Below are 26,213 nucleotides of genomic sequence, written 5' to 3' on the forward strand. Positions count from 1 at the left end.
CCCCGGGCTTTCGTGGGTGCCAGTGGTGGCCGCCGGCCTGCGGGCTGTCCCGGGGAGCAGGTGGCTCAGCGGGGCGGCCCAGAAAAACAATGCTCCGTCCAACCGGTGGCGCCCGCAGCCACCGGAGAGCCAATGAACGGAAGGTCCAGGATCAGGCGTATAGTTTTGACCAGTTTCCTGGGGGATGAGGAGGGCGGGGCCTTTTCCCTCGGGACGCGGAACGGCGGACGGGCGCAGGCCGGGGTCAGAGGAAGTCGCGGAGCAGCGCGACCAGTGGCTTGTCCGCCGGGGGCATGGGGTAGTCGGCCAGTTTCTGCGGGCGCACCCAGGCCAGGGCCTGGCCCTCGCGGGATTCCGGCGTTCCCTCCCAGCGGCGGCACAGATAGAGCGGCATCAGCAGGTGGAAGCCGTCATAGGCGTGGCTGGCGAAGGCGAAGGGGGCGAGGCAGGTTTCCGCGACATCGATGCCCAGCTCCTCCCGCAACTCGCGGATCAGCGCCGCCTCCGGCGTTTCGCCGGGGTCCACCTTGCCGCCAGGGAACTCCCAGAGCCCGGCCAGGGCCTTGCCTTCCGGGCGCCGGGCCAGCAGTACCCGCCCGTCCGCGTCGATCAGCGCACAGGCGGAGACCAGCAGCAGGCGCGAGCCGCCGGGCGGGACGGGCTGTTCCGCCAGGACCGGGGCAGGGGCGGGTTCGGCCGGCGTCGAGAGTTCCGCCCGGCCGGCGCGGAAGAGGCGGACGGGCAGGCGGGCGTTGCGGGCGGAGAATTCCTGCTCCCCGGTGCCCGTCTCGACGAAGCCGATCCGCCGCAGCACGGCGGCGGAGCGTTCGTTCTCCACCAGCGCGCTGGCCTGCAGCGTGTCGAGCTCCAGGTTGGCCAGGGCCCAGCGGGCGAGGCGCCCCGCGGCTTCGTTGGCGATGCCCCGCCCCCAGTAGCGCCGCCCGACCCAGTAGCCGAGGGCGGCGGTGCGAGGGGCGGCGGCATCGGGGCGGGTCAGCGCGACGCAGCCGACGAGCTGCTCGCGCCCCTGGGCTTCCTCCACGATGGCGAGGTGCCATGCCTTTCCGGCCGCGATCTGCGAGCGGGTGGAGCCGATCCAGTCATCCGCCAGTTCGCGCGGATAGGGGAAGGGGACGCGCGCCAGCATGCGCGCCACCTCCCAGTCGTTCACCAGGCGATGCAGGTCGGCCGCATCCGTCGGACGCAGGGGCCGCAGCAGCAGCCTTTCCGTCCGCAGCGGCGGGAAGAGGGACGCATCCTCCTCCGCCACCGCGGCCGAACGCTCGGTCAACGCCGCCACCATCCCGCGCGGCGCGCCTGGGACGGTGAGGTTCCGTCGAGGACCACGGGCTTCACCGGCTCTCCCACGACGGGCCCGGCCGTGTCCGGCATGGCGCCTGTGGTGTCCGGCTCCGCCCCGGCCGGTTCGGTGGCCGGGGTTTCGGGGGTGGTTGCCGCAGGCGCCTCTGCCTCGGGGATGGCCACCTCGGAGGCCGGGGCTTCGGAGGCCGCCGCTTCAGGGGCAGGGGCCTCCACGACGGCTTCCGACAGGTTGGCGATGACCACGGTCTCCTCCACGCCGGCCACAGCCGGTGCCTCGAGGGCCTGTGGGGCCACATCCTCACCGCTCAGCACGGCCGGGGCTTCCGGCGGCGGCCCGGTGGTGATCGACACGGCCAGCGGCGGCAGTTCACCGGTGGTCAGGCGGCGGGCAGCGGCCTCGGCGGCGGCCTCGGCGGCGGCCAGGGCATCCATCACCGGGTCATAGGCCCCGCCGAAGGGGTCGGCCGGGGTCGGCCCGGTGTAGCGGCTGGCGGAACGCTCGCCACGGCGCGGCGCGGGTTCGGAGGACTGCTCCTCCGTCTGATCGGCGCCTTCCTCCTGGCGGCGCCGCCCGCCCCGACGGCCACGGCGGCGGCTACGGCTCTCCTCGCCACGCTCGTCCGGCTGGGCCTCCGGGGACTTCTCCCCGTCCGGCCCGGCGGCTTCCGCTCCGGCGGTGTCGGCGGCGGGCTGGGCCTCGCCGGAAGGCTGGTCGGGCGGGCCGGCCTCGTCCGCCGGGATCGCCTCATCCCCGGCCTCGCCTTCGCCCTCGGCCTCGGCATCCGGACGATCGCCGCCCTCGCGGCGGCCGCCACGGCGGCGGCGGCGGCGGCGGCGGCCGTTCTCGCCCTTCTCCTCCGCCTTGCCCTCGGGCCTGTCCTCCTCGGCCGTGACGGCCTCGGCTTCCAGCTCCTCGGTCTCCTCCGGCTCCTCGGCCACCGGCTCGGGCGCGTAGTCCATGCGCAGGGCGGGGGCGTGGTTCGCCGGCTGCGGCGCCGGCATGGTCTGGGCCTTCAGCCGCTCGATGCGGAACTGGGCCTCGGACATCTCATGCTCGCCCGCCAGCATGACATGCATGTTGAAGCGCGCCTCGATATTGGCGAGCCATTCGCGCTTGTTGTTCAGGATGTGCATGGCCACCGGCTCGGCCGCATGGACCAGGATCTCGGAGGCGCGGCGCTTGGCGCCTTCTTCCTCGATCCCGCGCAGGACGTGCAGCGCGCTGCTTTCCAGCGAGCGCACGATGCCCCGGCCCTGGCAGTGCGGGCAGGTCATGAAGGCGTGCTCGGTCAGGCTGGGGCGCAGCCGCTGCCGGCTCATCTCCAGCAGGCCGAAATGGCTGATGCGGCCGACCTGGATGCGGGCGCGGTCGGTGCGCAGCGATTCCTTGAGGCGGCGCTCGACCTGGGCGTCGTGCTTGCTCGACTCCATGTCGATGAAGTCGATGACGATGAGGCCGGCGAGGTCGCGCAGGCGGAGCTGGCGGGCGATCTCCTCCGCCGCCTCCATGTTGGTGCGCAGCGCCGTGTCCTCGATGTGCCGGTCGCGGGTGTTGCGGCCGGAGTTCACGTCGATGGCGACCAGCGCCTCGGTCTGGTTGATGACGATGTAGCCGCCGGAGCGGAGCTGGACCACCGGCGACATCATGGCGTCGAGCTGCTGCTCCACCCCCGCCTTGACGAAGAGCGGCACCACCGGGTCGCGGTAGAGGCGCACGCGCCGCTCATGCTGCGGCATGATCATGCGCATGAAGTCGCGGGCCTGCTTCCAGGCGGCCTCGCCCTCGACCTCCACATCGTCGATGTCGCGGCCGTAGCTGTCGCGCAGCGACCGCTTGATGAGGTCCGCCTCCTCGTAGATCAGGGCCGGGGCAGTGGAATGCATCGTCCGCTCGCGGATGTCGTCCCAGAGGCGCAGCAGGTATTCGCCGTCGCGCCGGATCTCCGGCTTGGGGCGCTGGGCGCCGGCGGTGCGGACGATGATGCTCATGCCCTTGGGCAGGTTCATCTCCTCCACCGCCTCGCGCAGGCGCTTGCGGTCGGCGACCTGGGTGATCTTGCGCGACACGCCGCCGCCGCGCGGCGAGTTCGGCATCAGCACGGAGAAGCGGCCGGCGAGGGAGATGTAGGTGGTCAGCGCCGCGCCCTTGTTGCCGCGCTCCTCCTTCACGACCTGCACCAGCATGATCTGCCGGCGGCGGATCACCTCCTGGATCTTGTAGTGGCGCAGGAAGCGGGGCGGGATGCGGCGCTCGCGGCCGCGCTCCTCCTCGCCATTGCCCTCGGCATCGCCGCCCAGGGTCTCGGGGGGGATCTCAGGCGCGTCGTCGAGCACCAGGGCATCGCCCGCCTCGCGCACCGGATCGCCCTCGGAGACCTGGTCCACATGCATGGACATGGGCTGGGCCCGGCCGGGGCGGGTGGTGTCGTCCGTGCCTTCCGGCGCGTCTTCCGCCCGTGCTTCTCCCTGCTCCCCATCGGGCCCGGGCGCCGCCTGCGCCGGCTCATGAGCGGTGGATTCGGAGGGCGCGGCCTCCGTGGTGGCCTGGGCGGGGGCGGTCTGGGCGGGGGCGGTCTGGGCGGGGGCGGTCTGGGCGGGGGCGGTCTGGGAAGGAGCGGCGGCGGGGAGGGGGGCGGTTTCCTCCCCCGCTTCGCGCGGCGCCTCGGGGATGGCTTCGCCGAAGACCTGGTGCGGGCCGGAATCCACGACGTCGGCGGCTGGCGTCAGGGCGGCGCCGGCCTGCTCCTCCGGTGCGGCTGTCTCCGTGCCGGCCGGTTCCGGGGAGGCCGGGCTGCCGGAACGCTGCCGGCCGGAGCGGGAGCCGGAACGGCCTTCCCGTGCATCGCGGCGGCGCAGGTCGCGGTCATCCTCGGGGGCCGGACGTTCGGCGGCGGTGTCGAGTTCCGCCTCGTCCTCATCCTCCTCCTCGGCCTCCATCGCCTGCATCTCCAGCAGGCGCTGCCGGTCGGCGACAGGGATCTGGTAGTAGTCGGGGTGGATCTCGCTGAAGGCCAGGAAGCCGTGGCGGTTGCCGCCATACTCGACGAAGGCCGCCTGGAGGCTCGGCTCCACGCGGACCACCTTCGCCAGGTAGATGTTGCCCTTGAGGGGGAGGCGGTCAGCCGCCTCGACGTCGAAGTCCTCGATCCGGTTGCCATCCATCACCACCAGCCGGGTCTCTTCCGGGTGGGAGGCGTCGATCAGCATGCGCTTGGTCATGGAAGCGTGTGCTCCGCGACAGCCGCCTGCCTCTGAGGGCGGCGGCGTCGGCTCGGTTGTGGGATGCGGAGCGGAAGCCGGCGCAGGGCATCGTGGCGATTCGCGATAGGCGCGTCGTCGCGGCCATGCCGGTCCCGTCCTCACTCTCGCAGGGCGCAGCCCGGGAAAGGGCCGGCCCGATGGTTGGGCGCACCGCGCGCAGGCCCCGCGCGCATCGCGGGATCGCGGCGCAAGCGGGCCGGTGGCAGGCGCGCGGAGGGCTGGCAGGATTCCAGGGTTGCCTGGCAAAGAGCGCCCATGCGCGCCGAGGGACGCACCGGCCGGGGGATCGGGAACCCGCGCTCTCCCGGAGGAACGGCCGCCTGTCGTGGCGGGCACGGTCTGCCAGCCACCGGCGCCAGTCCGGGCGCACGGATCGTCGCGTCAGGGCCGATCCATCCAGGCCGGCCGAGGCGCATCGTCCCCCCACCGGCGACTTGCCGCCGGGGCAAGCCACCATAGGCAGGGCTGGAGTCCACCACAAGGCTGCATTTCCGGGACATCCCTGGACATCGGCAAGGCGAGGCCCGGTTCGTTGCGCCGTTCGTTGCGTTGGGGGCGGGCAGGCTGTGGCGCCGGGTGCGGCAGGGCCGGAGGGCAGGCATGCGGCATGGCGCGGAAAAGGGCGGCCGGGCCGGGGTGACAGCCGGGGGCGGCGGGGACATGCTCAAAGGCATGGTAACCTTGACGAAGGGGACGGACAGCCGCCCCGCGTCGTCCTCCGCCGTGCTGGAGCCGGACGAGGCGATCCCAAGACCCCATCCCCCGCTCTGGCTGCTGGCCCTTGTCACCTTCTCCGGCACGCTGGCCATGCACATCTTCGTGCCGGCCCTGCCGAGCGCGGCCCGCAGCCTCGGGGTCACAGCCGGGGCCATGCAGGGGGCGATCACCTTCTACCTGATCGGGCTGGCCTGCGGGCAGCTCTTCTATGGCCCGCTCGCCGACCGCTTCGGGCGGCGGCCGGTGCTGATCTCGGGGCTGATGCTCTATACCTTCGCAGGGCTGGTGGCGCTCTTCGCCCCAGGCATCGGCAGCCTGTCCGTGGCCCGTTTCTTCCAGGCGCTGGGCGGCTGCGCCGGACTCGCCCTGGGGCGGGCCATGGTGCGCGACACGGCGGAGCCGCAGACCGCGGCCTCGCGGCTGGCGCTGCTGAACCTGATGGTCTCCGCCGGGCCGGGGCTGGCGCCGGCCGTGGGCGGGGCGCTGGTGGCGCTGTTCGACTGGCGGGCGATCTTCGGCCTGCTGGCGGCGGTGGGGCTGGGGCTGCTGCTGCTGTGCTGGCGGCGCCTGCCGGAGACGGGGCAGATGCGGGCCGGCATCCGGGCGGGCCATGTGATGCGCGACTATCTGCGCCTGCTGCGCTCGCCCGCCTTCCTGGGCTTCACCCTGGGCGGGGCCTGCACCACCACCAGCATGTACGGGTTCATCTCGGCCTCGCCCTTCATCTTCGTGAACGAGCTGCACCGGCCGGTGCAGGAGGTGGGGCTCTACCTCGCCGTCATGGTGCTGGGCCTCTCGGCGGGCAGCCTGGTCGCCAGCCGGCTGGTGCGGCATTCGGGGATCGACCGGGTGATGCTCGGCTCCAGCCTGGCGGGGCTGCTCGGCGCCTGCCTGTTCCTCGGCGTGGTGCTGTCGGGGCATATGAGCGTCGCGCTGATCATGCCGCCGCTGGTGCTCTTCACCTTCGGCAGCGGCATGGCCAGCCCCATGGCGCTGACCCGGGCCATCAGCGTGAACCCGACCGTGATCGGCTCGGCGGCCGGGCTCTATGGCTGCGCGCAGATGGCTTGGGGTGCGCTGTGTTCCGCCCTGGTCGCCATCGGCGGCGACCCGGCGGTGGGCGCGGGGCTGGTCCTGGTGGGCGGCTGCGCCATCGGCCAGTTCGGGTTCTGGATCGCCGGGCGTTCGCGACGGGCCGCCGCATCCCGGGGGGCGGAGGCGCGTTAAGCCGGTGCCTTCAGCAAAAGGAGCACGGGCCATGGCGGATGCGAGCGCGATCAAGGAGCACATGGAGATCATCGGCGCGGATGGGGGCCATATCGGCACGGTCGATCACGTCATCGGTGACCGTATCAAGCTCACCAAGACCGACCGCGGCTCGGGCGGGAAGCACCATTACCTGCCGCTCGGCCTGATCGAGGACGTGGATGGCGGCAAGGCCCGCGCCTCCTTCAAGGCGGAACTGGTGGAGGATTTCTGGGAAACCGAGGACGCCTGAGCGGGCCTGCTCCCCGTTGTCCCGCCCGTCTGATGTCCTGAATCCGATGTCCTGAACCTGGGTGGGTGTCCCCGGCTGGCATGTCATGGCCGGCCGGGGGATGTTCCGGTGTCGGCCATGGCGGATCTGTCACAGATTCCGACGCTGATGTGACTTTCCGGCCATGGGCTTTGCGGCCAAGAGTGAGGCTCGTGACGGACAGGGGAAAGCGGATTGCGGCGTTTGTGGCGGGTGATCAAGGAGAGCGTCTTCCTCTTCTTCGAGGATGACGCGATGACACGGGGCGCGGCCATCGCCTATTACGCTATCTTCTCCGTGGCCCCCATCCTGGTGATCGCCGTGGCGATCGCCGGCTATGTCTTCGGCGCCGAGGCTGCCCAGAAGGCCGTCGAGGTGCAGCTGAACGACATCGTGGGGCCGCAGGCAACGGATTTCGTGCTGTCCCTCCTGCGCAGCGCCAGCCATTTCGGCTCCGGCCTGACCGCCACGCTGATCAGCATCGTCGGCATCCTGGTCACCGCCAGCGGGCTCTTCAGCGCCGTCGAGGCCTCGCTGAACGCCATCCTGGACGTGCCGCCGCCCCGTTCCACGGTCTGGGCCCTGGTGCGCACCCGGCTGCTGGGAGTCGGGCTGGTGATCAGCGTCGGCTTCCTGCTGATCGTGCTGTTGCTGGCCAATGCGGTGGTGGCCGCGCTGCGGGTCTATGTGAACCTGCTGCCCTGGACGCAGATCCTGCTGCAACTGGTGAACACCGCCGTTTCCTTCCTGCTCCTGAGCCTGGCCATCGGCGTCCTGTACCGGGTTCTGCCGAACCGGTGGCTGAGCTGGCGGGAGGTGATGGTGGGGGCGGTGGTGACGGCCGTGCTGCTGCTGTTCGGCCGCTTCGGGATCAGCCTCTATCTGAGCCAGGCCAGCGTCGCCTCCACCTATGGGGCGGCGGGGACGCTCTTCGTGATGCTGCTCTGGATGTACTATTCCACGCTGATCTTCCTGTTCGGCGCGGAATGCGTGAAGTGCTATGCCCGCCATTATGGCAGCAGCCGTATCCGGCGGAAGGGGATGGCCGACGAGGCTTCGGTCGCCGCCCATCCCGCGGAGGGGGCCGGGATCTTCCCGGCCCGCCCCCTGGCACACCCCGGTGCGCCTCAGGCGAAGGCGAGGTCGTAGCTGACCGAGTGGTTCCAGGTGATGGCGGTCGCCGCCTCGGCATGGAAGGTGCCGTTCACCTCGATCCCCTGCAGGTAGAGGTTGCGGTCGGCGCTGGCGCTGCCCTCGTAGAGGTCGTTGATGAAGGCGATCTCGACCTTGTGGGTTCCGGAAGTGAAGTCCCCGGTGAGGGTGATGTCCTGCGTCTGGCCTTTGGCATGGGAAGCGGTCACGGTATAGGCGGCGTCGCCCACCTGCTGCCCATCGACCTTCACCACCATCTGCGCATCGCCCTTGTAGGCGTCCTCGGACACCCGCAGCGTGATCGTGTCGGTGTTGCCGGCGATGGAGGTGCTGACATTGCTGCTGGAGGAGCTGGCCGTCGAGCTGGTGCCGGAGGAGGCAGTGCTGGACGAGCTGGTGCTGGAGGCGCTGAAGTTCAGGTTGAAATCGGCCGTGTAGTTGTAGGTCATGTTGGCCTTGGCGCTGGAATACAGGGTGCCGTCCACCGTGATCCCGTTCAGGTAGAGGTTCCGGTCGCCGCCGCTGCCGTTGAGGTCGTTCAGATAGGTGACCGAGACCTTGTGCGTGCCGCTGCCGAAATCGCCGGTCACGGTGATGTCCTGGGTCTGGCCGGCGGCGTGGGAGGCCGTGGCGGTCAGGACGTCGCTCACCACCTTGTCGTCCACGCGGACGATGAACTGGGCATCGCCCTGGTAGGCGTCCTCGGAGACATGCAGGACGATCTTGTTCGTCGCGGCGGTGGTGCTCTCCTCGGCCACCGTGGCGGTCGCGGCGGTGCCGACCTCGACCACCAGCGGGTGGTCGGAGAGGGAGACCTGGACGCTCTTGGTGTTGGAGAAGCTGGCGATCGCCGTGCTGCCCAGCAGCGGGTCGTAGATCGTGCCGGACTGGGCGCTGTCGAAGGTGATGGTGACCGTCTGGCTGGCGATGGAATAGGCGCTGTGGGTGGACGTGTTCCAGATGGTCGGCTCGTTCCACAGGACGAGGTCGTAGTTGCCGGAGCTCTTCTGCAGCAGCATGTCCTGGCCCTCGGTCGGCATGCCCTGGAGGGTGTAGCCGAGATTGGTCAGGGAGACGCCCACCGTCTCCGCCGCCGGGTCGGACAGGATGCTGTTCAGGTTGTGCAGGGCGGTGGCGGCCTGCTTGGGCGTGCCGTCGGCGTTGAAGAGGCCGAAGCCGGTCTGCAGGTCGGTGGAGGAATAGGTGCCGGAGTTCACCAGCTCATAGATATAGGTGCGGTCCACCCCGTCCTTGTACTGGTCGAGCAGCATGTTGAGGGTCAGGATCGCCTGGGTCCGCTCGTTCACGCCATAGCCATCGCTGGAATAGGTGGCGGTGGACCAGCCGCCCTCGGTGGCGATGGTGTCCTTGCCCGGGGAGACGGTCTGGGCCTGCTCGATCCGCTCCATGACCTGGTCGGCCACGCTGCGGGTGAAGCCCCAGCCGAAATAGTAGCTGTGGATGTTCGAGTAGTCGGCGGAGCCGGACAGGTTGCCGAGCTGGCTGTAGGAGTCCCCGTCGCCCAGGCTGGTCTGGATGACCGGCGTGCCGCTCAGCGTGCTGTTGCTGTGCACCGCCGTGTACAGGGCGGCCTGGAAGGCACGGGTCGCGGCGAAGCCGGACAGGCCGTTATAGCTGATAGGGAAGTAGTCCGTTTCGTTAGGACCTTCGACGTAGTCGATAGCGTTGTAAAGGCTTTCCAGCTTCGCGATGGCCGAGATCTGGCTGCTGAGGCTGGTGCCGTTGCTGCCACTGGTCAACATCGAGAAGGTAATATCGTGGTTGGCCAGGACCTCGAAGAGGTCAGTGGACAAAGAACTGTTCAGCCCATCGCGGACATGCGTGACGCCGATATAGTCGAGCTCGGAAATAACCGTGCTGATGTTTCCGTAGCCGCCACTGCTGTCATTGATATGGGTATTGACCCCGATCGAATCGAGAAAGCTCTCCGTTGAACCAATGGGACGAGTGCTCACAGATCAACCCCTCGACTAAGATGCCATTCGGGTGGCACAGCCAAGGAACGTGAACAAGAACAACATCACAACCGCGATACTGATCGCAACATTCCGCAGTCGCGAGGGGGGAATTATAGGATTTTTAACCTAATTATTAACAAACCTTTCCGCGAGGAAGATTCAATCCCCTCGCGTAATGGGCGATTCCGTCAGGGTTTGGCGGCCAGGCTGTGCTGCTCGCGGACCTCGTGAAAGCGCAGCTCGGGGAAGTCCTCCGCCGCCCGGTTGCGGCGCCAGTCGCTGCTGAAGAAGGCCACCAGCGCGCCGTCGTGATCCTCGGCGATGTCGTGCGGGATGGTGCGCTTGAAGCGCTCCACCGCCGCCGGGTCCTCCGAGGTCACCCAGCGCATCAGGCTCCAGGGCGTGCCCTCGTAGCGGCTGGGGACGCCGTATTCAGCCTTCAGCCGCTCGGCCAGCACGTCGAGCTGCAGGGCACCGACCACCCCCACCACGGGCGGGGTGCCGTCCAGGGGGCGGAAGAGCTGGACCACGCCTTCCTCGGCGAGTTGCTCCAGCGCGGTGCGGAGCTTCTTGCCGACCATGGCGTCCTCGATCATCACCCGGCGCAGGATCTCGGGGGCGAAGCTGGGGACGCCGGAGAAGTTCAGGGCCTCCTTCTCGGTCAGCGTGTCACCGATTCGGAGGATGCCGTGATTGGCGATGCCGACCACGTCGCCGGGCCAGGCTTCCTCGGCCACCTGCCGGTCCTGGGCGAAGAAGAAGAGCGGGGCGTTGACGGGGACCTGCTTGCCGGTGCGGGTCTGGCGCAGGCGCATGCCCTTCTGCAGCCGGCCGGAGCAGATGCGCAGGAAGGCGACGCGGTCCCGGTGGTTGGGGTCCATGTTCGCCTGGATCTTGAAGACGAAGCCGGTCAGTTCGGGCTCGGAGGCCGTCACGGTGCGGCTGTCGGCGGCGCGGTCGCGGGGCGGGGGAGCGAAGCGGGCCAGCCCTTCCAGCAGGTGGCCGATGCCGAAGTCGCGCAGGGCGGAGCCGAAATAGACCGGCGTCATCGTGCCCTCCAGGAAGCGCGCCGGGTCGAAATCCGGATAGGCGCCAGCCAGTTCGGCGCCGTCGCGGAGCTCCTGGGCCAGGTCGGGCTTCACCAGCGTGTCCAGCTTCGGGTCGTCCAGGCCGGAAAGCTTCACCGGGCCGGAGCCCTCGGCCATCAGGTGCAGGGCGGGGTCGAGCAGGTCATAGGTGCCGACGAAGGAGCGGCCGGCGCCGACCGGCCAGGCGACCGGGGCGACATCGAGGGCCAGCGTCTTCTCGATCTCGTCCAGCAGCTCGAAGATGTCCTTCGATTCCCGGTCCATCTTGTTGATGAAGGTGATGATCGGGATGTCGCGCAGGCGGCAGACCTCGAAGAGCTTGCGGGTCTGGGCCTCGATACCCTTGGCGGCGTCGATCACCATCACCGCTGCGTCCACGGCGGTGAGGGTGCGGTAGGTGTCCTCGGAGAAGTCCTCGTGGCCCGGCGTGTCGAGCAGGTTGAAGACCACGCCGTCGCGCTCGAAGGTCATGACCGAGGTGGCCACGGAGATGCCGCGGTCCTGCTCGATCTTCATCCAGTCCGAGCGGGTGCGGCGGCGGTCGCCCTTGGCGCGGACCTGGCCGGCGAGCTGGATGGCGCCGCCGCGCAGCAGCAGCTTCTCCGTCAGGGTGGTCTTGCCGGCATCCGGGTGGGCGATGATGGCGAAGGCGCGCCGTCGCGCGGCCTCGCGCGCCACGGCATTGGGCGCGGCCTCGCGCGCCACGGCGGTGTCGGAGGCCCCGGTGGAGGCCCCAGTGGAGGTTCCGGTGGCGGCATGGGTTTCCGGACCAGACGGCCGGGAAAGGACGGGCTGGTCCATCGGCAGCTTTCCTGTCAGCGAGTTCATGAGGTTCGGCGAGGGTTCTAGCGCGCCCGCAGGCAAGATGGGGAGGGCAGGGGCCGCGTGCCAGCGCGGCGCTGTCGGCGGGGCGGTCAGGGGATACGGACGGGGAGGGCGGAGCATGGTTCATGCCGGGGCGTGGCGGCTGGGCCGCCGGTTCATGCCGGGGCGGCGGGCGGCCCTGCTGGCCCTGGCGCTGGCGGGCCTGCCCTGGCCGGGCGCGGGAGGGCGGGCGCTGTCCCTGGAGGTCCCGTTCACGTCCCGCGAGTACAAGCAGGGGCTGGATGTCGCCGCGCTCGGCCCCCAGGCGATGAGCGGGGCGCCGGCGCTGGTGGAGCGGCTGCGGGGCCTGCTGGCCCGGGGCGGCGAGGGGCGGGGGCTGGCGGGCCTGTCCTTCGGCCCGCCGCGGTGGCGGGCGGTCCGCTTCTTCGACACGGCGGATTGCCGGCTCCGGCGGGCCTCCCTGCTGCTCCGGCTGCGGGGCGAGGGGGCGGAGGGGGAGGTCACGCTCAAGGCACGCAGTCCGGACCTGTTCCGCATCGCGGGAATGCCGCTGCGTGCCAGGAAAGAGGGCCGGGAAGGCTGGCAGGATGATTTCCATCTGGCCCGGCAGGGAGAGGCGCTGGTGCCGGTGAGTGATTACGCCCTGTCCGTCACCGTTCCGGGGCCGGTGCCGGTTCGGCTGGGGGCATTGCGCGACAGAATCGCGCATCTGGAGGAGGGGTGGCCCGATGGGGGCGGCGGGCAGGGGGGCTGGGATGCGGAACTGCGGCCCGGTCCCGCCATCGCCGAACTGTCCATCCGCTCCCCGCATCTGGAGATCGCGGGGCGGAAGACCCGGCTGGAGCTTTCGCTCTGGTATGGGCGGGAGGATGGGCGGCTCCTGGCGGGCGACCTGTCCTTCACGCTGGATTTGCCCCTCGGCCCCGGGGAGGCGGGGCGGGCCATGGCGGCCCTGGCGGGGCTGCGAACCGCCCTGGGCGAGGCGGCCGGGGCGGAGGCGGAGAAATCGCTCCGCGCCCTGCCGGGACGTTGCGGGGAGGGCTGAGCCGCTCCCCGCCGGTCGGGTTAGCTAGGCCCACTCGCCCTGTCGCATCACCGGCTCGGCCTCGCCGGAGGCGGTGATGCCGTCCACGTCCACCGCGCCGGAGCCGATCATCCAGTCGATATGGATCAGGCTCTTGTTGCCGCCCTGGGCGGTGAAGGCCTCGTCGGTCAGGCTGCCGCTGTTATCGAAGCAGGTCTTGTAGGCCTGGCCGAGGGCGATGTGGCAGGCGGCGTTCTCGTCGAAGAGGGTGTTGAGGAAGAGCAGCCCGCTGGCCGAGATGGGGGAGGAATGGGGCACCAGCGCGACCTCGCCCAGGCGGCGGGCGCCCTCGTCGGTGTCGAGCACCTTTTGCAGCACCTCCAGCCCGGTGCTGGCCTGGGCCTCCACGATCCGGCCGCCCTCGAAGCGCACGGCGATGTCGCGGATCAGCGTGCCGCCATAGGAGAGGGGCTTGGTGGAGCGGACATGGCCTTCCACCCGCGCCGCATGGGGGGTGGTGAAGACCTCCTCGGAGGGGATGTTCGGGTTGCAGGTGATGCCGTTCTTGGCGACCTCGGCGCCGCCCAGCCAGGCATGGCCGTCGGCCAGCCCGACGGTGAGGTCGGTGCCGGGGCCGCGGAAGCGGAGCGCGCTGTAGCGCTTGCCGTTCAGCAGGCGGGTGCGGGCATGGAGGCTGGCATTGTGGGCCGCCCAGGCCGCCACCGGGTCCGCCGCATCGACGCGGGAGGCGGCGAAGATGGCGTCCCAGAGCTTCGCCACCCCGGCCTCCGGCGTCTCGTCCGGGAACATGGCCCTGGCCCAGGAGGGGGTGGCAAAGGAGGCGATGGTCCAGTTGATGTCGAAGTTCACGATCCGCTCCAGCGCCGGCAGATAGGCCCTGGAGCGGGCGCGGTTGGCGCGGGAGACCTTCTCAGGATCCTCGGCGGACAGCAGGTTCGGGTCTTCCCCGGTGATGGCGAGGCGGGCGGCATTGCCGGCGAAGGCCTTGCCCATGCCTTCGAAGAGCCAGCCGGGCGCGGTGTCGAAGGCGCTGTCCGGCGCGTGGCGGAAGCGGGCGAGGGTCATTTCCTCGTCGCTCAGCAGCGTGGTCACGAGCGAGGCGCCTGCCTTGTAGGCATGTTCGGTGATCCGCCGCACCAGGGGCAGGGCATCGAGCGGCGCGGTCATCACCAGCTCCTGCCCTTCCCGCAGGCCGAGACCCACGCGGACGGCGACCTCGGCGAGCCGGTCGATGCGCTGTTCGAGCGGAAGGGATGTCTGGGTCATCGGGAGCCTCCGGATAGGATGTGGCCCCGATCAAGAGGCCCGATCGCGCTGCCCATCAAGGCCCCCGCGGCCCGGAATCCCGCCTGGCTCCCATCGGGCATCCCATCGGGCATCCCAGCGGACCTCCGGCGCGCCGGCGGCGGCAAGCGAATTGCATGGGACGATTCCCAAGGACGGCGGGAGAGGTCCGATGATCACCGGATATCCAAAAAAAGAAGCGAATCCGCCGGTGGCATGGCATGCTGTCTCGGCGTTGCAACAGGATGCGAAAACCACAGTGCAACTCTCTTCCCACAATCCATGAGGAATGGAGTTGAAGCTATTGGCAGGACTGCCCTACGTTTCCATATCCAAGCAAGGTGAAGCCCGCGGGATTGTAACGTTCCGCCACGGGCCGGGGCAACCGAAGTTGATCCCGTGTGTCCGGCCCAGTCCAGAGGGCCGCATTTCTTTGAAACCGTTGTGTATCGCTCTCTTGCCGTTGTCCGCGCCGTGCCCAGAATTTTCCTATGGCATCGGCGTGCGGCGCGGAATTCAGGCCGCTGTTTCCTGTCGCAAGGACTGACCAGAGCACCGCCCGTCGCCAACATCTCTTTTTCCGGAGGGTTCCATGGCTCCGCTCGATGACATCTTCTCCCTGCACTCCTCGCTGCGCGAGCAGCGCCGCGAGGCCGAGATGAGCCTGCCCGAATACCTCGAAGCCTGCCGCGACGACCCGGGCTGCTACGCCTCCCCGGCGGAGCGCATGCTCCGGGCGATCGGCGAGCCCGAGACGATCGACACCGCCAAGGACCCAAGGCTGGGGCGGATCTTCCTGAACCGCACCATCCGGATCTATCCGGCCTTCGCCGAGTTCTATGGGATGGAGGAGACGATCGAGCGCATCGTCGCCTTCTTCCGCCACGCGGCGCAGGGGCTGGAGGAGCGCAAGCAGATCCTCTACCTGCTGGGCCCGGTCGGCGGCGGCAAGTCCTCGCTGGGCGAGCGGCTGAAGGCACTGATGGAGCAGGAGCCCATCTATGTGCTCAAGGCCGGGCGCGACCTCAGCCCGGTCTTCGAGAGCCCGCTCGGCCTGTTCGAGCCGGAGCGGATGGCGCCGGTCCTGGAGAAGCAGTTCGGCATCCCGCGCCGCTACCTGAATGGGCTGGCCAGCCCCTGGGCGCTGAAGCGTCTGGAGGAGTTCGGCGGCGACCTGCAGAAGTTCCGGGTGGTGAAGCTGCACCCCTCCCGCCTGAAGCAGATCGCCATCGCCAAGACCGAGCCGGGCGACGACAACAACCAGGATATCTCCGCCCTGGTCGGCAAGGTCGATATCCGCAAGCTGGAGATGTATTCGCAGAACGACCCGGACGCCTACGGCTTCTCGGGCGGGCTGAACCGCGCCAACCAGGGCCTCCTCGAATTCGTCGAGATGTTCAAGGCCCCGATCAAGATGCTGCACCCGCTGCTGACCGCGACGCAGGAGAGCAACTATCTCGGCACGGAGAATATCGGTGCCATCCCCTTCAACGGGATCATCCTGGCCCATTCCAACGAGGCGGAGTGGCAGAGCTTCCGCAACAACCGGACCAACGAGGCCTTCCTCGACCGCGTGAACGTGGTGAAGGTGCCCTACTGCCTGCGGGTCACCGAGGAGACGAAGATCTACGAGAAGCTGATCTCCTCCTCCGCTCTGGCCGAGGCGCCCTGCGCCCCGCACACGCTGGAGATGCTGGCCCGCTTCGCCGTGCTGTCGCGGCTGAAGCCGCATGCCAATTCCCGGCCCTTCACCAAGATGCGGGTCTATGACGGGGAGAACCTCCGCGAGACCGATCCCAAGGTGAAGACCATGCAGGAGTACAAGGACGCCGCCGGGGTGGACGAGGGTATGGAGGGGATCTCCACCCGCTTCGCCTACAAGGTGCTCTCGGCCACCTTCAACCACGACCCGACCGAGGTCGCGGCCGACCCGGTGCATCTGATGTATGTGCTGGAGAACACCGTGAAGCGGGAGCAGTTCCCCGCCGAGGTCGAGCAGAACTACCTGACCACCATCAAGTCGGAGCTTGCCTCCCGCTATGCCGAGTTCATCGGCAACGAGATCCAGAAGGCCTATCTGGAAAGCTACCACGACTACGGCCAGAACCTGTTCGACCGCTATCTCGACTACGCGGATGCCTGGATCGAGGACCAGGACTTCAAGGACCCCGATACCGGGCAGATGCTGAACCGGGAACTGCTGAACGCGGAGCTGACCAAGATCGAGAAGCCGGCGGGCATCGCCAACCCGAAGGATTTCCGCAACGAGGTCGTCAAGTTCGCGTTGAGGACTCGGGCCAACAATGGCGGGCGCAACCCGTCCTGGACCTCCTACGAGAAGATCCGCGACGTGATCGAGAAGCGGATGTTCAGCCAGGTCGAGGACCTGCTCCCCGTCATCAGCTTCGGCTCGAAGAAGGATGGCGACACGGAGAAGAAGCACAACGACTTCGTCGAGCGCATGGTGTCCCGCGGCTATACCGAGCGGCAGGTCCGCCGCCTGGTCGAGTGGTACATGCGCGTGAAGCAGTCGGCCTGAGGTAAGGGCCCCGGGGAGCGAGGCACACGGCTTGGACATTATCGACCGACGTCCGAACCCGCATGGGAAGAACCTGGAGAACCGCCGCCGCGTTCTCGCCCGCGCACGCTCGGCCGTGACGCGGGCGGTGCGGGAGGCGGTGGACAGCGGGACGCTGCGCGAGGTCGGCAAGGGTGGGGAAGCGGTCACCATCCCGGCCGACAGCCTGCACGAGCCGTTCTTCCACACCGTCTTCACCAGTGGCCAGCGGGATATCGTGCTGGGCGGGAACAAGGAGTTCTCGGTCGGCGACCGGATCAAGCGGCCGCCCGGGGGCGCGGGCGGCGATGGCGGCGGCGGCCAGGGCGCGGGCAATGCCCAGGGGCAGTCGGAGGATAATTTCCGCTTCGTGCTGACCCGGGACGAGTTCCTGGACCTGTTCTTCGAGGATCTGGAGCTGCCGGACCTGGTGAAGGCCCAGGTCATGGATGTGGAGAATGTCGCGCCCTCCCGCGCCGGGATCAGCACGGACGGGGCGCCCTCGCAGCTCGACATGGCGCGCACCATGCGCCAGTCCATGGCCCGCCGGATCGGGCTGCGGCGCCCCAAGACCGAGGAGATCCAGGCGCTGGAGGCGGAGATCGCGGGGCTGGAGGAGAGCGGCGAGGCGCCGGAGCGCCTGCCGCTGCTGCGCGAGGAACTGGCGAACGCGCTGCGGCGGCTGGGGCGGATCGCCTGGGTGGACCCGGTGGACCTGCGCTACCGCCGTTTCACCCCGACGCCGCGGCCGACGGCGCGGGCGGTGATGTTCTGCCTGATGGACGTCTCCGGCTCCATGACCGAGAGCATGAAGGACCTGGCCAAGCGGTTCTTCCTGCTGCTGCATGTCTTCCTGGAGCGGCGCTACAAGCGGGTGGACCTGGTCTTCATCCGCCATACCGAGGCGGCGGAGGAGGTGGACGAGAAGACCTTCTTCACCGATCCGCGCACCGGCGGCACGGTGGTCTCCTCGGCGCTGGAGGAACTGCTGCGTATCCAGAAGGAACGCTACCCGGCGGATTCCTGGAACATCTATGCCGCCCAGGCTTCGGATGGCGACAATTACAGCGGCGACACGCCCAGGGCCGTGTCCCTGCTGGAGAAGGACATCCTGCCGATCGTGCAGTACTTCGCCTATATCGAGGTTGGCGTGTCCGGGGCGGTGATCCGGGGGGAGAGCGACCTGTGGCGGGGCTATGCCCCGGTCGCCGGGCGGGCCGAGAACCTGGCGCTGCGGCGGGTCGGGGAGCGGAAGGACATCTTCCCCGTCTTCCGCGACCTGTTCAGCAAGCGTACGGCGCCGGCCGGCTGAGCCCAGGGGAGGACGGAAGAATGGGGGCCGAGCTTCTCTACACCGGCACGGACTGGGATTTCCCGACGTTGCGGCGTTCCTACAACGCGATCGAGGAGATCGCCGAGAAGGAGCTGGGGCTGGAGGTCTATCCCAACCGGATCGAGATCATCACGCCCGAGCAGATGCTCGACATCTACACCTCGCACGGCATGCCGCTGACCTACCGGCACTGGTCCTACGGCAAGCGCTTCCTGCAGCACGAGGTCAGCTACCGGAAGGGCTATACCAGCCTCGCCTACGAGGTGGTGATCAACTCCAACCCCTGCATCTCCTATCTGATGGAGGGGAACACGGCGACGATGCAGGCGCTGGTGATCGCCCATGCCGCCTTCGGTCACAACCATTTCTTCCGCAACAACTATCTCTTCCGGCAATGGACCGAGGCCGCCTCGATCCTCGACTATCTGGAATTCGCCCGCTCCTATGTGGCGCGCTGCGAGGACCGGTTCGGGGCGGCGGCGGTGGAGCGTGTGCTCGATGCCGCCCATGCGCTGTCGCATCACGGAGTGCACCGCCATGCCGGCACCCGGCAGCTCAACCTGCAGACCGAGGAGCGGCGGCAGCGCGAGCGGCGCGAGTATGACGAGAAGGTCTATAACGACCTGTGGCGGACGGTGCCCACCACCAAGCCCGCACCGGGGATGGACATGGTGGCGGAACGCCGCCGCCGCCTGGGCCTGCCGGAGGAGAACCTCCTCTATTTCCTGGAGAAGACCTCGCCGCGCCTGCAAAGCTGGGAGCGGGAGATCATCCGCATCGTCCGGCTGATCGCCCAGTATTTCTATCCGCAGCCCCAGGGCAAGGTGATGAACGAGGGCTGCGCCACCTGGGTGCACCAGCGCATCATGACGCGGCTGCACGAGAAGGGTCTGATCGACGACGCGGCCTTCCTGGAGGTGCTGCATTCGACCAGCAACGTCATCACCCAGCCCGGCTTCGACCATCCGGCGGGGGGGACTTCAATCCCTATGCCCTGGGCTATGCGATGATGTCGGATATCGAGCGCATCTGCCGCGAGCCGACCGCCGAGGACCGGCGCTGGTTCCCCGATTTCGCGGGCAATGGCGACCCGATGGGCACGCTGCGGGATGCCTGGGCGAACTACCGCGACGAGAGCTTCATCCAGCAGTTCCTGTCCCCGGCGGTGATGCGGAAGTTCCACATGTTCCGCCTGCATGACGATACGCGGGAGCCCTATCTGCTGGTGGACGCCATCCATGACGAGGATGGCTATCGCGAGATCCGCCGCTCCCTGGCCCGTACCTATGATCCGGGGGTGAACACCGCGGATGTGCAGGTGGTGGATGTGGACCTGGCGGGCGACCGCAGGCTGATGCTGCAGCACCGGACCCAGCCGGGGCGTCTGTTGCAGGCCAAGGACGCCGAGACCACGCTCCGCTACCTCGCCAGCCTCTGGGGCTATGAGGTGAAGCTGGTGGAGGTGGACGCCATGACGGATGCGGTCCTGGCGACCCACAGCGCGGGGCCCTTGCGGGTCTGAGGCCGGCGTGAGGCGGGGGCGGATGGCGGCCGGGTGCCGCCGCCCGTCTCAGCCCCCTCGGCGGCCTCGCGCAGCATTTCCAGCTCCAGCCATTCCTCCTCGGCCTTCGCCAGCTCCTCCTGCCGCTCCGCCAGCATGGTGCTGGCCTTGTCGAAGCGCGGCTTGTCGCGGGCATAGAGGCCGGGATCGGCCAGGATCTCGCCGAGCTTGCGGATCTCGGCCTGCAGCTTGTCCATGCGGGTGGGGAGGGTCTTCAGCGCCTCCCGCTCCCGCATGTTCAGCTTGCGGGGCCCCATGGGGGATTCTTCCGCCTGGGAGGGCGGGGCAGGGGCATTTCGCGGCGGGGAGGGGGGCGGGGCGGCGGCCTGCCCTCGCGCCTGCACGCCATGCCCACGCTGGGCGACCATGTCGGAATAGCCGCCAGCATATTCCTGCCAGCGGCCCTCCCCCTCATAGGCGATGACCGAGGTCGTGCAGCGGTCGAGGAAGTCGCGGTCATGGCTGACCAGGAGGACCGTGCCGGCATAGTCGGCGATCAGTTCCTGGAGCAGGTCCAGGGTTTCCAGGTCCAGGTCGTTGGTCGGCTCGTCCAGCACCAGGAGGTTGCTGGGGCGCGCCATGGCGCGGGCGAGCATGACGCGGCCACGCTCCCCACCCGACAGCACGCCCAGGGGGGTGCGCGCCTGTTCCGGGGGGAAGAGGAAGTCCTTCATGTAGCCGATGACGTGTCGGGTGCCGCCGCCGACATGGACAAGGTCGCTGTCGTCGCCGGTCAGCGCCTTCTGCAGCGTCATGGCGGGGTCGAGGCTGGCGCGGCGCTGGTCCAGGCTCACCATCTCCAGTCCGGTGCCGAGGCGGATCTCGCCGCTGTCCGGCGGCAGGCCGCCGGTGAGCATGTTGAGCAGCGTGGTCTTGCCGGCGCCGTTGGGGCCGACGATGCCCACCCGGTCGCCGCGCAGGACGCGGGTGGAGAAGGGGGCGACGACGGTGCGGCCGTCATAGCCCTTGCTGATCTCCTCGGCGGAGACGACCAGGGAGCCCGATCCGCCCGCCTCGGCGGCGGCCATGCTGACCTTGCCCAGGGCGCCCACCCGCTCGCGCCGCTTCTTGCGGAGGTCGTGCAGCTCGCCGAGGCGGCGGACATTGCGCTTGCGCCGGGCGGTGACGCCATAGCGGAGCCAGTCCTCTTCCCGCGCGATTTTGCGGGTCAGCTTGTGCGCCTCGCGCTCCTCATCCTCCAGCACCTGGTCGCGCCAGGACTCGAAATGGGCGAAGCCCTGGTCCAGCCGGCGGGTCACGCCGCGGTCCAGCCAGACCATGGCGCGGGACAGGTTCTCCAGGAAGCGGCGGTCATGCGAGATCAGCACCAGGGCCGAGCGCATGGAGCGCAACTCGCCTTCCAGCCATTCGATGGCGGGGAGGTCGAGGTGGTTGGTGGGCTCGTCCAGCAGCAGGATATCCGGCTGCGGCGCGAGGACGCGGGCCAGGGCGGCGCGCCGGGCCTCGCCGCCTGAGAGGACGGCGGGGGTTTCCTCGCCCGAGAGGCCGAGCTGTTCCAGCAGGTAGCGGGCGCGGTAGGGATCGTCCCCCGGGCCGAGCCCGGCCTCCACATAGGCCAGGGTGGTGGCGAAGCCGGACAGGTCGGGCTCCTGCGGCAGGTAGCGCACGGTGGCGCCGGGCTGCACGAAGCGGGTGCCGCCATCCGGCTCCACCAGCCCGGCCGCGATCTTCAGCAGCGTGGACTTTCCCGAGCCGTTGCGGCCGACGAGGGCCAGCCTTTCGCCCGCCCCGACGCCGAGGGAGGCGCCCGCCAGCAGGGGGGTGGTGCCGAAATTCTGCCGGATGTCGGTCAGGAGGAGCAGGGGAGGAGGAGCCATGTCGCCCCGCATGTAGAGCGGATCGGCCGGGAAGGGGAGATCAGGCGGCGGCCCGTGCCGAGGGGCTGGGATCTCAGCGATAGGGCAGGGCGGCATCCCACTGGCGGACCCGGTCGAGCAGTGCGGCCGGCGGCAGGGGCGGGGAGAGGTGGTAGCCCTGCACGATGGGGCATCCGAAGCGGTCGAGCATCTGCAGCGTCTCCTCGTTCTCGACGCCCTCGGCCACGACCTCGATCTCCAGGGAGCGGGCCAGGCTCAGCACCGCCTGCACCAGCACCTGGTCACTGCGCGCCCCGACCATGCCCGAGATGAAGCTGCGGTCGATCTTGATCCGGTCCACTTCCAGCTTCTGCAGGGAGCCGAGGGAGGCGAAGCCCACGCCGAAATCGTCGATGGCGATCCGCACCCCCGCACGGCCGAGCGTGTCCAGCCCGGCCTGGGCGATGCGCAGGTCCATCATCGCCTCCTCGGTCAGCTCGATCTCCAGCATCCCGGCCGGCACGCCGAACTCCGCCAGGGTGGACATGATCAGCCGGGCCACGCCGAACTGGGTCATCTCGCGCGGGGAGACATTCATGCTCACCACCGCCTCCGCATGCCCCATCCCGCGCAGCGTGGCGATCATGCGGCAGACATCCCGCAGGATGAAGCGCAGCAGCGGCTCCGCCTGTCCGGAATTGGCGGCGGCCAGGATGATGGCGGGCGGGTCGATCGGGCCGTGGCGGGGGTGGTTCCAGCGGATCAGCGCCTCCATCCCGGCCAGGGTGCCGCCCGGGCGGCGCAGCAGCGGCTGGTAGTGGACCTGCAGCCCTCCCTCCGCCAGGGCGCGGGGGAGGTCGCGCTCGATATCGCGCGTCATGTCGCGCTGCCGCCGGAGCGTGTCGTCGAACAGGCAGAAGCGGTTCCGCCCGCTCCGCTTGGCGGCGTAGAGGGCGGCGTCGGCGCAGGAGAGCATCTCCTCGCTCCCGGCGGCCATGCCCGAGGGGGAGCCGGGGGGGTGGTCGCAGAAGACGCCGATGCTCACCCCGACCCGGCCGGCCTCGCAGACCGTGAAGGGAATCGCCACCGCCGCCGTCAGCCGTGTCGCCAGTTCCGCCGCCTCGCGCTCCGGGTCCAGGGTGTTCGGGGAAAGGCGGCCGAGCACGGCGAACTCGTCGCCGCCGAGCCGGCCGAGCACGTAGCCCCTGGGCAGGGCCTGCCGCAGCCGCTGGGCGACCTCGGCGAGCAACAGGTCGCCCGCCTTGTGGCCGAAGAGGTCGTTGACAGACTTGAAGCCGTCGAGGTCGAGCAGCATCAGGCAATGCGGTCCATCCTCCATCCGCAGCGGCGCATGGCCGGGGCTGGCCTGGGCTAGGCTGTCGTCCAGGGCCTGCATGAAGCCGGCACGGTTCAGCACCTGGGTCAGCATGTCATGCGTGGCGCGGTGGCGCAGGTCCTCGGCGATGTCGAGGGTCTGCCGGTGGGACTCGTGCAGGGAGGTGGCCAGGGCCCGGGCCTCCTGCTTGCTGCGGCTGGCCTGGAGGAAGGCACGCTCGCCCTCCCAGGCGCTGCGGACCAGCGCCGCGGTATAGAGCGCGACCGTGGCGGCCAGCATCCGCTGCTCGAAGCTGCCGGCCCAGACGAGGCAGACGATCACCGAGAAGAGGGCCGGGGTGATGAAGCAGATGGGCACGCGGGCATAGGCGGTGCCATGCACCACTGCACCAGCGGTGATGCCGCAGACCACCACCAGGAAGAAGGGCGCCTGAGGGGTCGTGTAGCCGTCGCAGAGCACAGGCACGGCCGCCCAGATCATGCCCGAGCACCAGGCCAGGAGGCACATGGCCTGGAACCAGAGGCGGACGGCGCGGGATTCCCGGCCATCCAGCAGCATCGCGCGGGGTGGGAAGCCACAGAGCAGGCTGCGCAGCAGGTTGACCGTGATGCTGGCCCAGAACCAGATCAGGCCCGCCTCCCCATGGCTGCCGTAATTTGCCATCACCAGGTTGGAGAGGCTGAGCAGCATCGTGACGGGGAGGGAGATCAGCACGCTGCGACGCACGGCGCGGAGCTGATCGAGGCGGATCAGCCCTTCCAGAGGAGGCTGGCTGGCGTCCAGAGAGGCTGGTGTCTCGTTAGGGCGTGCGGACATTGTAACTAAGGCCAGTCTTGCTCTGGAGTTTCCCGAATCCAGCTCAAAATAGCCAGAAGTGCAATCAAAGGTTGTGTTTTGGGATGGATTTCGCCGCGAATTTGGCGCCGGGTCCGCCCTGCGCCAAATTCGCTGGACTTACAGGGGGCAATTCGGTAGTTGCCGACCTTCTGATCCCCTTTTCCGCGCGCGTCCCGACGCTTGGCCGGAGCCTGAAAGGCGGGGCAGCCTCCGGCGCGGCCGGGCCGTATCATCCGGCCAGCCCGCGGACGCAGCCCGCGCCCAGCCGTTTGCTCAGCGCCCCGGCGCGGTGCCCTGCGGTGGTCCTGTCGGGCCTGGTGAAAATTCGACCCCGACCGCATCGCCATCCGGCGCGCCGCGTTCAGCAAAGCACGACATGCCATTCCCTGCCGACCTTCCCTCCCCCTTCTCCTGGCCCTGGCCGAACGCGGCTATGCCGAGCCGACGCCGGTGCAGGCCGCCGTCCTCGCCTCTGACACGGCGGGGCGCGACCTGCTGGTCTCCGCCCAGACCGGCTCCGGCAAGACCGTGGCCTATGGCCTGGCCATGGCCAGCAACCTGCTCGGCACGGCCGAGCGCCTCCCCGCCGGTACGCCGCTCGCCCTGGTGATCGCCCCGACGCGTGAGCTGGCCTTGCAGGTGAAGACCGAGCTGGCCTGGCTCTACGGCAGCGCCGGTGGCCGGGTCGTCTCCTGCGTCGGCGGCATGGACCCGGTGGCCGAGCGGCGCGACCTGTCGCGCGGCGCCCATGTGGTGGTCGGCACGCCGGGCCGCCTGCGCGACCATCTGGACCGCGGCAACCTGCGTCCGGACACGCTGCAGGTCGTGGTGATGGACGAGGCGGACGAGATGCTCGACCTCGGCTTCCGCGAGGAGCTGGAGGCCATCCTCGACACCCTGCCGGACCCCCACCGCACGCTGCTCTTCTCGGCCACTGTGCCGCACGAGATCGCCACGCTGGCGCGTTCCTATCAGAAGGACGCGCAGCGCATCGAAGTGAAGAGCGACGGCGCCGGGCATGGCGACATCGAGCACCGCGCCATCACCATCGCCCCGCATGAGATCGAGCGGGCGGTGGTGAACATCCTGCGCTTCGAGGACCCGCGCCTCGCCATGGTGTTCTGCGCCACCCGCGCCATGGTGGCCCGTCTGCACGGCAACCTGACCGAGCGCGGCTTCTCCACCGTGGCGCTGTCCGGCGAGCTGTCGCAGGCGGAGCGCACCCGTGCCCTGCAATCGCTGCGTGACGGGCGGGCGCGGGTCTGCGTCGCCACCGACGTGGCGGCGCGCGGCATCGACCTGCCGGATCTCGGGCTGGTGATCCATGCCGAGCTGCCGCGCGACCCCGAGACCCTGACCCACCGCTCCGGCCGCACCGGCCGGGCCGGGCGGAAGGGCGTCAGCGTGCTGCTGGTGCCCTATAACCGCCGCCGCACCGGGGAGCAGCTGCTGGCCGCCGCCCGGGTGAATGCCCAGTGGGGGCCGCCGCCTTCCGCCGAGACGATCCGGGCGAAGGACAATGAGCGCTTGGTCGTCCAGGCCACCGAACTGGTGGCCGAGGAGGCGGCGGAGGATGATCTGGCGATGGCCCGCGGCCTGCTGGAGAAGAATTCGGCCGAGGCGGTCGCCGCCGCTCTGATCCGCACCCTGCGCGGCCCCCTGCCGGCGCCGGAGGAGCTGTCGGATACCAGGGACCGCACCCCGCGCGAGCGGCCGGAGCGACAGGGCGGGCCGGAAGGTGTCTGGTTCCGTGCCAGCGTCGGGCGCAACGAGAATGCCGATCCCCGCTGGCTGCTGCCCTTCCTGTGCCGGCGTGGCCATGTGACGCGCGGGGAGATCGGCCGCATCCGCATCCTGGGGCGCGAGACTCAGTTCGAGGTGGCCGCCGCCGCCGCCAGCCGCTTCGCCGCCGCCGCCCGGCGGGCGGAGGGCGAGGATGCCCATATCCAGGTCGAGCCGCTGGGGCACGGCAACCCGGTGCGCCCGCCCTTCTTCGACGGGCCACGCGAGGCCCATGGCCGGGACCGGCCCCGTGGGGGGCATGGAGGTGGGCACGGGCGCGGCTCGTCCTTCCGCCATGCCGGGCCGCCGCGGCATTCGCGGGGCTGAACCCGCCCGCCCGGTACGGGCGTAGCGCCTGATGGCGGGCCTCGCGGGAGAGGCGCCGCCTCTCCCACACCCTCTCCGCCGGGGACCGAAGCCGGTCCCCGGACCCCGGGCTTTCGTTGGCGCCGGTGGTGGCCATCAGCCTGATGCCTGATCCCCGGGCGCAGGTGGATGGCGAGCTCCCGAAAAGAAAAACAACACCCTGCCCGCGCGAGCGGCGCCCGCAGTCGCTGGAAGGCTTGGCTCTCCGGCGCAATCCGGCGCAGCAGGCGCCAACGAACCGGGTTCAGGGCCCGCAGGGGCCTGGCGGATAGGGGGGCTTGGGGCGAGGCACAGAGCCATGCCCCCGCGAGGCGCGGGCGGTGGGGCCTATGCCGCCCCGGGCAAGTAGCTATGTTTCTGAAAAGGAACAGTCTTTCGTCTGGTGGCGGGATGGGAAACCAACCCGCCGGCGCGGCGTTGGGGGCGCGTCATGC

Annotated in this window: 16 protein-coding genes and 1 pseudogene; 10 read left to right on the top strand and 7 right to left on the bottom strand. The window is 69.6% G+C overall.

Features of this window, described 5'->3' with window-relative positions; translation table 11 throughout:
* Window positions 1–244: 244 nt before the first annotated feature.
* A complete protein-coding gene (locus MVG78_RS21515) occupies window positions 245–1,291 on the bottom strand; it encodes a bifunctional GNAT family N-acetyltransferase/(deoxy)nucleoside triphosphate pyrophosphohydrolase (protein WP_282615062.1) in 1,047 nt (348 codons plus the stop codon).
* Window positions 1,288–4,542 (bottom strand): Rne/Rng family ribonuclease, encoded by a 3,255-nt coding sequence (locus tag MVG78_RS08185; protein WP_247559848.1) that lies wholly within the window; start codon window positions 4,540–4,542, stop codon window positions 1,288–1,290. Before MVG78_RS08185 ends, MVG78_RS21515 begins: the two co-directional genes overlap by 4 nt.
* A gap of 714 nt (window positions 4,543–5,256) precedes the next feature.
* Between MVG78_RS08185 and MVG78_RS08190 the strand changes: the two genes are divergently transcribed.
* The 3 genes from MVG78_RS08190 to MVG78_RS08200 all read left to right on the top strand — a co-directional run bounded on the left by MVG78_RS08190 (window position 5,257) and on the right by MVG78_RS08200 (window position 7,966).
* Window positions 5,257–6,528 (top strand): multidrug effflux MFS transporter, encoded by a 1,272-nt coding sequence (locus tag MVG78_RS08190; RefSeq protein ID WP_247559850.1) that lies wholly within the window; start codon window positions 5,257–5,259, stop codon window positions 6,526–6,528.
* 31 nt (window positions 6,529–6,559) lie between these two features.
* The gene (locus MVG78_RS08195) at window positions 6,560–6,799 is read left to right on the top strand and encodes a DUF2171 domain-containing protein (protein WP_247559852.1); all 240 of its coding nucleotides are present in this window, start codon (window positions 6,560–6,562) and stop codon (window positions 6,797–6,799) included.
* A gap of 213 nt (window positions 6,800–7,012) precedes the next feature.
* Window positions 7,013–7,966 carry a YihY/virulence factor BrkB family protein gene (locus MVG78_RS08200; RefSeq protein ID WP_247559854.1) on the top strand — a complete coding sequence of 318 codons (954 nt, stop codon included), beginning with the start codon at window positions 7,013–7,015 and terminating at the stop codon, window positions 7,964–7,966.
* On the opposite strand, the gene MVG78_RS08205 is transcribed toward MVG78_RS08200, so the two are convergent.
* Together MVG78_RS08205 and MVG78_RS08210 are read right to left on the bottom strand one after the other, a co-directional pair.
* Window positions 7,945–9,945, bottom strand: a complete 2,001-nt coding sequence (locus tag MVG78_RS08205) for a carbohydrate-binding domain-containing protein (protein ID WP_247559856.1) — start codon at window positions 9,943–9,945, stop codon at window positions 7,945–7,947. The genes MVG78_RS08200 and MVG78_RS08205 overlap by 22 nt on opposite strands.
* Before the next feature lie 191 nt (window positions 9,946–10,136).
* A complete protein-coding gene (locus MVG78_RS08210) occupies window positions 10,137–11,837 on the bottom strand; it encodes a peptide chain release factor 3 (RefSeq protein WP_247559858.1) in 1,701 nt (566 codons plus the stop codon).
* A gap of 142 nt (window positions 11,838–11,979) precedes the next feature.
* Between MVG78_RS08210 and MVG78_RS08215 the strand changes: the two genes are divergently transcribed.
* A complete protein-coding gene (locus MVG78_RS08215) occupies window positions 11,980–12,906 on the top strand; it encodes a hypothetical protein (protein WP_247559860.1) in 927 nt (308 codons plus the stop codon).
* Between the two features lie 24 nt (window positions 12,907–12,930).
* Here the strand turns inward: MVG78_RS08215 and MVG78_RS08220 are convergent, their stop codons facing one another.
* Entirely contained in the window at window positions 12,931–14,172 is a 1,242-nt protein-coding gene (locus MVG78_RS08220; RefSeq protein WP_247559862.1) for an aminopeptidase, read from the bottom strand.
* A 610-nt stretch (window positions 14,173–14,782) separates the two neighbouring features.
* Here MVG78_RS08220 and MVG78_RS08225 point away from each other — a divergent pair.
* From MVG78_RS08225 to MVG78_RS22025, 5 genes and pseudogenes are all read left to right on the top strand, one after another.
* Entirely contained in the window at window positions 14,783–16,729 is a 1,947-nt protein-coding gene (locus MVG78_RS08225) for a PrkA family serine protein kinase (protein ID WP_247559864.1), read from the top strand.
* 31 nt (window positions 16,730–16,760) lie between these two features.
* Window positions 16,761–18,059, top strand: coding sequence for a YeaH/YhbH family protein (locus MVG78_RS08230; protein ID WP_247559866.1), 1,299 nt, complete (start codon window positions 16,761–16,763; stop codon window positions 18,057–18,059).
* Between the two features lie 20 nt (window positions 18,060–18,079).
* Entirely contained in the window at window positions 18,080–19,090 is a 1,011-nt protein-coding gene (locus tag MVG78_RS08235; protein WP_428480779.1) for a SpoVR family protein, read from the top strand.
* Window positions 19,054–19,311, top strand: a pseudogene (locus MVG78_RS22020) (SpoVR family protein); the annotation flags it as partial. The gene MVG78_RS08235 and the pseudogene MVG78_RS22020, both read left to right, overlap by 37 nt.
* 96 nt (window positions 19,312–19,407) lie before the next feature.
* Window positions 19,408–19,602: a hypothetical protein gene (locus MVG78_RS22025; RefSeq protein ID WP_428480805.1), complete on the top strand. Its 195-nt coding sequence runs from the start codon at window positions 19,408–19,410 to the stop codon at window positions 19,600–19,602.
* Here MVG78_RS22025 and MVG78_RS08240 read toward each other — a convergent pair.
* Both MVG78_RS08240 and MVG78_RS08245 read right to left on the bottom strand, forming a co-directional pair.
* On the bottom strand, window positions 19,521–21,479 hold the full coding sequence (locus MVG78_RS08240) for an ABC-F family ATP-binding cassette domain-containing protein (protein WP_247559868.1): 1,959 nt from the start codon (window positions 21,477–21,479) through the stop codon (window positions 19,521–19,523). The two genes, MVG78_RS22025 and MVG78_RS08240, sit on opposite strands and share 82 nt — an antisense overlap.
* 73 nt (window positions 21,480–21,552) lie before the next feature.
* On the bottom strand, window positions 21,553–23,610 hold the full coding sequence (locus MVG78_RS08245) for a putative bifunctional diguanylate cyclase/phosphodiesterase (protein ID WP_247559869.1): 2,058 nt from the start codon (window positions 23,608–23,610) through the stop codon (window positions 21,553–21,555).
* 471 nt (window positions 23,611–24,081) lie between these two features.
* On the opposite strand from MVG78_RS08245, the gene MVG78_RS08250 reads away from it, so the two are divergent.
* The gene (locus MVG78_RS08250; RefSeq protein WP_247559871.1) at window positions 24,082–25,740 is read left to right on the top strand and encodes a DEAD/DEAH box helicase; all 1,659 of its coding nucleotides are present in this window, start codon (window positions 24,082–24,084) and stop codon (window positions 25,738–25,740) included.
* Window positions 25,741–26,213: the final 473 nt, after the last annotated feature.

Source organism: Roseomonas gilardii subsp. gilardii, assembly GCF_023078375.1.
GTDB classification, from domain to species: Bacteria; Pseudomonadota; Alphaproteobacteria; order Acetobacterales; family Acetobacteraceae; genus Roseomonas; species Roseomonas gilardii.